This is a genomic window from Staphylococcus sp. EG-SA-2, assembly GCF_017152085.1.
The window spans coordinates 1-10,224 of the sequence record NZ_JACYHC010001115.1; the positions used below are offsets into that span (position 1 = coordinate 1).

The 10,224-nt window shown below is 31.5% G+C and carries 10 protein-coding genes and 1 pseudogene; 1 reads left to right on the top strand and 10 read right to left on the bottom strand.

The window, feature by feature from the left end; genetic code table 11:
* Positions 1 to 127 (top strand): annotated as a pseudogene (locus IDG60_RS18505) (IS6 family transposase); the annotation flags it as partial.
* A 148-nt stretch (positions 128 to 275) separates the two neighbouring features.
* On the opposite strand, the gene IDG60_RS18510 reads toward IDG60_RS18505, so the two are convergent.
* From IDG60_RS18510 to IDG60_RS18560, 10 genes are all read right to left on the bottom strand, one after another.
* The gene (locus IDG60_RS18510) at positions 276 to 782 is read right to left on the bottom strand and encodes a DUF1643 domain-containing protein (RefSeq protein WP_000447786.1); all 507 of its coding nucleotides are present in this window, start codon (positions 780 to 782) and stop codon (positions 276 to 278) included.
* Positions 783 to 797: 15 nt separating this feature from the next.
* Positions 798 to 1,109: a DUF960 family protein gene (locus IDG60_RS18515; protein WP_001083109.1), complete on the bottom strand. Its 312-nt coding sequence runs from the start codon at positions 1,107 to 1,109 to the stop codon at positions 798 to 800.
* Between the two features lie 95 nt (positions 1,110 to 1,204).
* The gene (locus IDG60_RS18520; protein ID WP_000171559.1) at positions 1,205 to 1,543 is read right to left on the bottom strand and encodes an SAUGI family uracil-DNA glycosylase inhibitor; all 339 of its coding nucleotides are present in this window, start codon (positions 1,541 to 1,543) and stop codon (positions 1,205 to 1,207) included.
* A gap of 105 nt (positions 1,544 to 1,648) precedes the next feature.
* Positions 1,649 to 3,325 carry a cassette chromosome recombinase CcrC gene (gene ccrC, locus IDG60_RS18525; RefSeq protein ID WP_000676596.1) on the bottom strand — a complete coding sequence of 559 codons (1,677 nt, stop codon included), beginning with the start codon at positions 3,323 to 3,325 and terminating at the stop codon, positions 1,649 to 1,651.
* A gap of 225 nt (positions 3,326 to 3,550) precedes the next feature.
* A complete protein-coding gene (locus tag IDG60_RS18530; RefSeq protein ID WP_103143684.1) occupies positions 3,551 to 5,170 on the bottom strand; it encodes a DUF5906 domain-containing protein in 1,620 nt (539 codons plus the stop codon).
* Positions 5,170 to 5,538 carry a hypothetical protein gene (locus IDG60_RS18535; protein WP_103143685.1) on the bottom strand — a complete coding sequence of 123 codons (369 nt, stop codon included), beginning with the start codon at positions 5,536 to 5,538 and terminating at the stop codon, positions 5,170 to 5,172. The genes IDG60_RS18530 and IDG60_RS18535 overlap by 1 nt, the downstream gene beginning before the upstream one ends.
* A complete protein-coding gene (locus tag IDG60_RS18540; protein ID WP_103143686.1) occupies positions 5,531 to 6,631 on the bottom strand; it encodes a DNA polymerase family A protein in 1,101 nt (366 codons plus the stop codon). The genes IDG60_RS18535 and IDG60_RS18540 overlap by 8 nt, the downstream gene beginning before the upstream one ends.
* Before the next feature lie 210 nt (positions 6,632 to 6,841).
* Positions 6,842 to 8,167 carry a DUF6038 family protein gene (locus IDG60_RS18545; protein ID WP_048665304.1) on the bottom strand — a complete coding sequence of 442 codons (1,326 nt, stop codon included), beginning with the start codon at positions 8,165 to 8,167 and terminating at the stop codon, positions 6,842 to 6,844.
* Positions 8,168 to 8,171: 4 nt separating this feature from the next.
* Complete coding sequence (locus tag IDG60_RS18550) at positions 8,172 to 9,923, bottom strand: hypothetical protein (protein ID WP_224757397.1); 1,752 nt, start codon at positions 9,921 to 9,923, stop codon at positions 8,172 to 8,174.
* A gap of 53 nt (positions 9,924 to 9,976) precedes the next feature.
* Positions 9,977 to 10,224, bottom strand: a 248-nt coding sequence (locus IDG60_RS18560) for a 23S rRNA (pseudouridine(1915)-N(3))-methyltransferase RlmH (RefSeq protein ID WP_206160815.1), incomplete at its 5' end; no start/stop codon positions are given.

Below are 10,224 nucleotides of genomic sequence, written 5' to 3' on the forward strand. Positions count from 1 at the left end.
CAATACAGCAAAGAATACTTTAAAAGGTATTGAATGTATTTACGCTCTATATAAAAAGAACCGCAGGTCTCTTCAGATCTACGGATTTTCGCCATGCCACGAAATTAGCATCATGCTAGCAAGTTAAGCGAACACTGACATGATAAATTAGTGGTTAGCTATATTTTTTTACTTTGCAACAGAACCAAATAATATATCTTTTAATCATATTGTAGATTAAAAGATATATATGAAATTCAATTATTTTCATGGATAGTGAATAAACATTTTAGTTGCTATACTTTTAATATCCATTTTTGACGTGCTTTCGAATTAAGGGGATGCATGATTTCATTGGTTTCTGGATTCATGAGTCGTTTTACTTTCTTTTTATGTGGTTTCAACATCTCTAATACTTCATTAACACGTGCTTCAACACCGGGCTTTTTAGCGTAAGCGCCCCAAGCTAATATCACTTCATCTGACTCTTTCACTGCCTTCATAATTTGAATATCTGTATGCTTATCATACGCATTTTCTAAATGTTTGAGATTGATAGGGGTTGTAATATTAGAGTATAGATTCACAAAATTGATTGAACCAAATGCATCCATTTCTGAAACTTTGTTCATGATGAGTTGGGTCGTTAGGTCAATATTGAGAATGCCATCATAATGCGGATACATTGTAATGATTGTGATTGATTGTTTTTCACTATTCCATGTTTTCTTAAGTAGATAGCGATGTTGTTTGTCATCACTGAATATGGCTTCTGTTTTTAATGTACTTTTGATTGTTTCCATATAATTTTCACTCCTCTAGTATTCTTCAGGTAATAACATGACATAATAAGAAAGGTCTACATCATCTTCTCGAATAATGTAGACCTTATTGATATTGATTGCTTTTGAATAATTAGCTTTATGGATTTTCGCATATTCAGGTCGTTCTTGTTTGTGTTTGATATATAATTGATTGCGATGCTTATTGAACTGGAATATATGAAAATAATCTACTGAAGTATTATCTTTGGTTTGTTCTTGTTCTCGCTCAGATACGAGTTGCCATAATTGGTGTTGTAAGATATTAGGTAAGTTGTTGGCGATACCCCGGGTGATATATCTATTCATAAGAGACTTCCTTTCGTTCTGACTCTTTCATCCAAATGATGATTTCACTTAGTATTGTAATGACTAATTGTGTAATTTTGATGTATTTATGCATTTTATTGTCCTCCTGTTAGTAAGTATCGTTGATCCAAAAGAGGCATGATAGTGTTGTGTAGGTATAAGAAATCCATATCGTGATTTTCGTCGATATAACCGATGGCTATGAGTTGTTTCTGATAGTAGAGAATGAAAGGATAGATATTACTTTCATGAAGTGTGTCAGAGTAGTAGGTATTAGTCTGAAGTGTTTTATTACTGAGTGGGCCAAGTCTTACATATTGATTGGGTAAGATATCATCAGCGATTTCCTCGATAGATTCGCAGTGCCACACTTCGTCCCTTGGCAGATTGAATAAGTTGGTTATATAGTGCTTGAGTTGTTGTTCTAGTGTCATGGTTATGACCTCCTAATGTATTTGATTGATGTATGCATGTGATACATCATTTTGATAATATATATTTGATTTTTATTTCATTTCGCTCACTTTTGTCACTAATAACTAAGTGGTAAAAGTGGTAATTTGGTCGATGAAATAATCATTTTGACCATATATTTCAAATTGGAATTTGGGCATAAAAAAAGACCCCCAATCTTTTTTCAAAGATTGAGGGATAAGACTTTCGTCAATTTTATACCTTACAAGTTTTACTTGTTTATCTGTCGTAATTTCAATTGAATCAATTAACATTTTCATAAGTTGATTTTTAGCTTCGGGTGTAGCCTTTCTTAAGTACACGCTGAATCGTGTTATCATCAAAATGAGTCGTCCTTTTAATTTATCAAAATTAGGTATTTCATCCTGTGATTGATTTGCTTGTTGCGCTTCTTTAATTTGTTGATCTAATACTTCTAACTGTTGATTCATTTGACTTTGTTTAGCTTTTAACATTTCGCTATCCATCTGATCATCTAAGAACAATTCTAACAATCGTTCTTGTTGTGTTTTAAGCTTAGCTTTTTGTTTTTCTAAACTATCAATGTCATATTTAATTTCTGTTTGGTTACTATGCTTTTGTTTCAGTTCTTCTATCACATTTGACGCAATCTGCTTGATAATATCTGGTTGAGACAGAATACGATTCAAATGAACATTAATTACACGCTCGACGACTTCAGCATTGATGGAATTACTGTGACATGCAGAACTCCCTGAACGATTGAATAAGGAACAAATGTAATAACGCTTGATTGTCCGTTCTTTGGACTTTTTCGTTTTATAATACGTCCGTCGACATACCATATTATTTCCGCATTCTGGGCATTTAATAAGGCCACGTAAGTAGAAATCTCCACCAATAGGTCTGCCCGGTTTAAAACTTTTAGAAGCTAATTTTTCATGAACTTTATCAAATACCTCTTCACTTATAATGGCTTCATGTTTACCTTTGACCAATATCACATCATTTTTATCACTTTTGCCACTTCTTCGCTGTACAGCCCAGTTTTGATGGTTATTGAATCTGACATAGCCTTTATAGACTGGATTATTCAAAATGTATTTAACACCATACACTGAAAATGGCTTTTGATTAATAGTACGATACCCCTTTTGATTAAGTACGGTTGTAATGGCTTTGAGGCCTTTATTATGATTCAAATATAAATCGAAAATTTCACGTACAATATTAGCTTCATTTTCATCGATAACCAAATCATTTTTCTGTGTAAGTGGATTAAGTGATAATTTGTAGCCTAAAACACGACCGGTGATTGCCTCTCCGCTCCTTGCCTTAGCATTCATAGAAAGTTTCACATTCGAAATCAAAGTCTGGCGTTCTATAGATCCTATTAACCCAAACATTGTAACGAGTACTTCTCCAGAAGCATTGGATGTATCAATATTCTCAGAAATCGATTTATACCCTACATCATGTTCTTTGAATTCATGAATAATATTAAACACGTCTCTCATTGATCGTGAGATACGATTCAATTTCCAACTTAACACCATTTCGATTTTATTATCCTTAACATCTTGTAATAGACGTTTCATTGCCGGACGACCTTCAATATTTTTACCTGAAATGCCTGAGTCAGTATATGTCTCATAGTCATAACCTGGGAAATTTTTCACAACTTCTTTGATGAGTACTTGTTCCTGCTCATGGATTGAGTACCCATGCTCCGACTGCTCTGACGTACTAACGCGTGAATAAAGTGCAATTTTACCCTTCATATCATACCGCTCCTTTTATTAGATTATTGCTACAGACTATCGGTCTTGTAACAACATATAGATAATATATATTTATAATTTCGTTTCATTTTTATCACTTTTACCACTTAATCATATGAGTACTACAGGCAACTGCCTGTAGTACGTAATTAGCCTTAATTACCTTTATTGATACGTTCTTCTATGATAGGTACAAGCACTTCTACAAATGCTTCAATTTGTTCATTATTCATCGTCAAAGTCCTCCCAACCTAAGTTCAAATCATCTTCGTATAAGAACTCATCATCTGTTACATTCTCATTTTCATCGAATGAAATCATGTCATCTTTTTTATCAGTTTCTTTCCATCCTAAATCGATCCAATACTTATAACCATTATTTAGTCTACTTTGTACATTAAAGTTAGCTTGAACCAAATCATTAATAACTTGAGAGCTTACTTTAATTTCATCTCTAATAACCTCATTTAGCCTAGACACTTTGATACGTGACCCTGGTTTAATTGCTGTAAGTTTTCGGAGTAAATTAATACATGCTTTCTGATTTGGAATACTTACGGACCTGCTAGAAACAAATTCATATCCAAAATTTAACCAATCGTGAGTAATTTCAGTGACACGGCTATTTTCAAGGTACTCGATATCTGCTTTTACAATCTGTTGATACACATACATCAAGTAAAGAAAGATTTCTTTCTTTTCATCCTGTAACTTTTCAATTAAGTCGGGATCAGCTTTTTCAACATAATATTCACATGGAATAACAGCAATTCTACGCTCTAATGCTTTTGCGTGCTCAGATGGAAAGTTTAGTACAGCATTAGTATTAAAAATCAGTTTTAAATCTAATGTGACTTCTACTTGTGTCTGTCCCTTTCTATCAACATGGATAGGTTCAACTGAAAGTAACTTCTTAAAGTCATTTACTACCTTCTCATTGATTCTTGCCTCACCAATTTCATCACTTGCCATTAATCGTTTCCCAATTAAGCTTTCTTTATCAAAACGTCCACCAAGTTCGTTTAGCGTTTTTGATATAACGTCATTTTGATGAAAGAATGATTTCAACAACTTTATATATACTGATTTTCCATTATTAGCAGCGCCATGCAGAATCAAACCTCTTCGTAGTTTGGTATTAGCAGTAAGCAGTATTGCTGTATGCTGTATCAGAAAGTGCTTTAAATCGGTATCAAAGTTAGCAAGCTCTAGCATGTATTTACTAAAGTGGTCAGGTATATTTTCATTTATAACATCACCTTTATCTATTTCTATATTCAAGCGTGTTTTAGGGAATATATCTATACAATTTTTAACAACTTCAAATGTATTTAGATTAAACATGTTAGGACCGCAACCAATATACTGCTTATCCTCAACAAGCTCTTCTACATCTGTTGATTTTTGTAGACCATCAACCACATTTCTTAGTGTACTTTGTGAAGGTTTGTAGTCGATAAATAGTACTTGTATCATTTTACTTACCAATCCTTGTAATTCATCTTTATTTATCTTTTGCCAACCGTTAGCTTTGAAAACAAATAATTCTGAATTAAAACGTTTAATATGAAAAACCTCTATCATCATTTCCATTAGTACTGTATCATTGGGTTTCTTCTGAATACCAAAATAACTATAGATATTAGGTCGGTAATCCTTATCTTTAGGGATATTAAGTTGTAACTTATCAATAAGTTTGCTATATATTGCTTCACCTTGTGCCGTTTCTTCTATCTCATTGCCATTACCAATACTAAGGGTTAGGATAGCAATCAGACCTTGACGGTCGATTGCCTCCTTAGCTTCACTTAATAGCTTAGATAACATTTGTAATATATGGTTCATTATAATATGCCTCCAGTTTCATTTAATGGCGCTACATCGTTTACATAATAATTACCATTATATTGACCAATATGGATTAAATGCTTACGGTCAATGTAAGGTTCATACGTTTTATGACACACGCTATAGTTGCTATGACGTTTAAGCCAATCATGAATTGACAACTGATTAGCGCTCGGTTTTGTTGGAATATTACGATTCGCATATACAATCTGATTGTTCACTTCAATTTCATACGTGAATTGGTGCTTTATTTCACCTGAGAAATCTGTTTGGATCACAGAATGTAACGTAGCTACATATATATTATTTTCTTTGATTGGTGTACTACTTGGGATGTGTAGGCTTTGTCCTCTATCATTATTCATGGTCTACGCCTCCTATTTCTTCCACTGTCACATGTGCAAATTCACCATTGAACAACTGGTTAGCCGTATCTTTCATTAACTGACCCACATTTTGTGCAATTTCTTCATCTTCACATTCAATCATAATCGCATCGTGTATCGGTACTATAATCTTGAACGTTTTTTGATCGCACTGTGCTTTGTACACTTTTAGCAGAATGTGCTTGAAAATATAACTCGCTACAGTTTGTACGTAGATTGCCATAATACTGCTACCTTGAAATGCGCTCATATCATGTTCAATGCCGTAGGGCATCGGCATGGTTTTATGCTCTTCGATTTGTTTCTTAAGTTCATTGACTTTTGTAAATTGGCTGACCGTATCCAACCATTGCTCTTCACTTACATAATGTTTCAACTTGAATTTGGGGCTATCGAAGTTGCCGCCAAATAAAAACGAACCAATAAATGTACGTTTAACGAACTTTTTCTCCTTTTTGGACAGTGATAAATCTTCTAATAATGCGTCATATAAACCTTCTTTATGATTCAAATAGTCAATCAGTTTAGAATCTTGCGTCATGTATCCAACAACTGAAGGGTCAAATGACTTGAAATCGATTGTATATACCTTTTTGAATTGTGAAGGTAAAATCATACGTTGGACGGATTTTGGTAAGCCTTGAAGATTAAAATTTTTAGTTGTAATTCGATGTGTTCGTGTACCAATCAACGATAATTGCGTATATAATCGATTCGTACCATTTAATGCCTGTTCTAACCTATCAAATAGCTTTTCGATCTTATCAGAATGTTCATCATTCTTGGCTCTTTCAAGCATTGTTGCTTTGATATCGGGTAATTTATCTATATTAAGTTTAATGGATTCTGATTCAATCTCTTCCTTTAATGCTTCCAATCCTTGATGTACTTCCACATATTGGTCTAACTTAGCTTGATTGTCAGCTAAAAGTGCATTATATTTTTGATCTAACTGCTGGCTGAATTGTTGCTGCAATTGTTGAATGTCATCTTGGTTAGATGACTTGTCCATTAGCCATTGCTGTGTTTTGTCACTTTGAGTCAATGACATCAGTTTGTCTCTTGTCTCCATGTAAATCTTCTCCTTTATGGTTGAAAGTGGCGCGCTCACTTTCAACTTAAAATTTGTTCAAAACGTTTTGATAAGACAATCCTAATACTAAATAGAGGTCATTGATGAAGTGGCAAAAAATTTCAAAAAAAATTCCACCAAATAAATAAGCTCAATCCCTTTATATGAGGGATTGAGCTTACCAATTATTTATTAATTTTCTACTTAACTTCAATTAGAGCTTTTTCGGTTATTCCTTCTTTTTAACAGTTGATTCTTAAATTGTTTCATTAACATTGCCATTGGGATGTTATTTTCGTACGTCTTAGTCACTTCAATTTCATTATTATATGCATTATAAAATGATTTATATTCATTAATATAGCCATTTTTCATATCATTATAATGTTCAGTCTTATTAATGTATCGGTCTATCAATGTTACAACTTGTTGCATATCATCCATAAAATATTGGAACATTTCATTGCCTATGTGTGAATGATTTTTCTGATTTAATACTGCTGCAGAATGAAAGTCTAATCGTTTACGTAACTCTAATAAATGCTTTCTAATTTGTTCATCCTCATTAAAAAACTCAATATTGTCATTAATGACCTTTATCTTATTATCGAAGTCATATTTTTTAGATTGTTTATTTAAGTTTTCCTTTTTGTTAAGCTCTTTATCAATCATTTTCGATACGTCTCTAAGGAAATAATGTTCAATATCTCTAAACTTTTGTGTTCTATGATGAGGCTTAGCGTTTCTCATCCCCCAACCATCAGCAGCCCGTTGAACTTTATTTAGTATGTTAACCAATAACCAATCTAATTGTTCATCATTATCATATATAAAGGCTTTTTCTTCATTTATATCTTCTGTTATTACATTATCAGTTAATTGATTTACGAAATAGTTAAATCTAAAATCATACTGACTTGAGTTTTCACTTGTTTGATTATGCTCAGCAATCCTTTCATTATACTTGATCTCTGCGAATGTAGAATAAATAGTTTCATGTATAGCAAATGCGATTTTATCACTTAATTCAACTTGTTTATCAATAGGTAATTGATTCATTACTTCTGAAACTAATTGCAACTTTTCATTTATTTTATTACCTGAATCAAATACTTTTTTTACATCTTGATATGCTTTTTGTGCATGTATATGTAACTTTAATGGCTTAAATTCAATTTTATCTATATCATTTTTAATGCTTTTAATAAAATGTGCATATTGGTCAATATCGATATGCTCTATCGCATTTTTTCTTAACTTTACGTCTTCATCTGTTATTGCTTTAGGGAGCATATCATCTGTCATATTATTTAATAAGACACATAGTATATCAAAAGCAATCCCATTGAAACTATAAGCAGCTCTTTCACTTTCGCCAGAATTTTTTTGAAATTTCTTCATATCAACCTTATAAATATCAACTAATTTATCAATTCGTTTCTGCAATTGAGCTTTGTTTTTAAGACCTAAAGCTTTCTCAAGATCTTTTTTTGTATATGTTTTTTGAATTCTTTCTCTAAAAGTATTTTTCGTCATAATCTCAACTTTCTATTAATTTTTTATATAAATTAAAAATCGGGTAAGCATTAAATATTTCCAAATCTGCAGCATTGAGGGTTTCATATCTTATTTTTGCCTCTTGCTTACTCCCTGATACTACGTTGATATACAATGTTGCTATTTCTTTATCAATGTCTATTAATTTATCTCTCAATTTGAATAACTTAATTAACAATTTTTCATCTACATCATTTCTTCTTCTCTTTATAATTTGAGCTTTGTTGATTAAGTTCATAAATATTTTATCATTATCAAAATTCAGCAAATTATTTAATACATATTCAGCTAATTCTAATAAATCGGTTCTTTGAGTTTCATCATAGGCTGCGATTAATTCTAATGCAAAGTTATTTAATTTCTCCCATTTAATGTCAGATTGAATAGCAATTTTATCTGATTCAATACATTCTTTAATAACATTTATATCAAAATTCAGTACATCTACAATCATATCTCTTGTTAATGTGTAAACAATTGGCATCTGTACAACTCTTTCTTTTGTAACAGCCTCAAATCTATCTACAAAGTCATTAGAGTAGACATTATACAATGATGTATTGTCTTTAAATAATAATATAAATTTTCCACAAAACTTCATTTTATAGTATCCATTATTATGCATTTTAAAATCTTTAAAATTTTTATATTCCAATAATTCTAATAAACCTTTTATCTCATTCATCTGCTTATCAAATTCTGTAGATTTTAGACTCACATCAAACGAAAGCAAGTTACTATACTCTGATAATTTAATATTCAACTTATTTATTGTTTCTTTTATTTCAATAATATTAATTTCAAAAGGTTGGATTACTAATTGGATTTGATCCAAAAAGAATTCGCCGCCTTTCGACAATTCGTTTATAACATTAAAAGATTGTTCGGCTATATTTAATTTTTTAAATGGTAACATTGTATATGTACTTTTGTTATCACTTTCAAATGTTTGAATTTTGAAAATATCATCTATAGTTATAGAGATGGATTCCTTTGAAGTTTCTATACCTACCATACCTTCAAATAATAACTTGCCTTCTTTTATTATCTGCTTTTTGTTCACTCTTTTTACTTTTTCCATACTTAATACTCCATCTGGTATAGTTACATCTAATTCAGATGAATTAATTTTTATATAGCCATAAAAATCATTTAATGGTAAACCTCTATGATCCATCACAATATTTTCAGGTGTAGCTATATATGATAAAGCTTTTTCTATGTTCTTTACTTTAACTTGACCTACTTGGTTTTGTAATCTCTTTTCATTTATATATTTTACGCAATTATTATATAAAATTTTTTCATTTTCAATTTCATACATTTTTATAGTGACGCTTTTCTGCTTTTTTTGCAGTAAAAATTGTAAATCTAATTGATGTAATTGTTTACCATAAACCTGCTTCTCAACAACTTTTTTATTCTCAACGATTAAATACACGACAAAGTAATACACACCACCTTCTCGTTGGTATGCCTTTAAATCATTCATTTTGACATTACTTCGATGAATAACCTTACCTCCTCTTTTAGCTACTTCCTTTCCTTTAACTTGAACTTGTATTTTTCCAACGAAATTTTTTTTACTCAAATTTTCAGAATCATACACTTCCAATTCTCCATCGAAAGACATTTTTGTATCGTTTGAATTAATATCCGGGTTTATTTTCAATGTATTAGTTGCCATAGATTCAATTTCTAAGGTAGCTTCCCTTTCAATAATTTTTGAATTCAAAGTTTTAATATAAATCCGCTCCTTTTATATTATGCACAATCTATTTTTTAGTTTTATTTGTGATACGCTTCTCCACGCATAATCTTAAATGCTCTGTACACTTGTTCAATTAACACAACCCGCATCATTTGATGTGGAAATGTCATTTTGCTGAATGATAGTGCGTAGTTACTACGTTGTAAGACGTCCTTGTGCAGGCCGTTTGATCCGCCAATGACGAATACAAAGTCGCTTTGCCCTTGGGTCATGCGTTGGTTCAATTCTTGGGCCAATCCTTCGGAAGATAGCATCTTTCCTTGTA

Excerpts from the sequence above, each read along its gene's own strand:
- IDG60_RS18520 (WP_000171559.1), bottom strand. The coding sequence starts at position 1,543 with ATGACACTAGAACAACAACTCAAGCACTATATAACCAACTTATTCAAT.
- IDG60_RS18540 (WP_103143686.1), bottom strand. The coding sequence starts at position 6,631 with ATGGAGACAAGAGACAAACTGATGTCATTGACTCAAAGTGACAAAACA.
- ccrC (WP_000676596.1), bottom strand. The coding sequence starts at position 3,325 with ATGAAGGGTAAAATTGCACTTTATTCACGCGTTAGTACGTCAGAGCAG.
- IDG60_RS18545 (WP_048665304.1), bottom strand. The coding sequence starts at position 8,167 with ATGACGAAAAATACTTTTAGAGAAAGAATTCAAAAAACATATACAAAA.
- IDG60_RS18515 (WP_001083109.1), bottom strand. The coding sequence starts at position 1,109 with ATGAATAGATATATCACCCGGGGTATCGCCAACAACTTACCTAATATC.
- IDG60_RS18530 (WP_103143684.1), bottom strand. The coding sequence starts at position 5,170 with ATGAACCATATATTACAAATGTTATCTAAGCTATTAAGTGAAGCTAAG.
- IDG60_RS18510 (WP_000447786.1), bottom strand. The coding sequence starts at position 782 with ATGGAAACAATCAAAAGTACATTAAAAACAGAAGCCATATTCAGTGAT.
- IDG60_RS18535 (WP_103143685.1), bottom strand. The coding sequence starts at position 5,538 with ATGAATAATGATAGAGGACAAAGCCTACACATCCCAAGTAGTACACCA.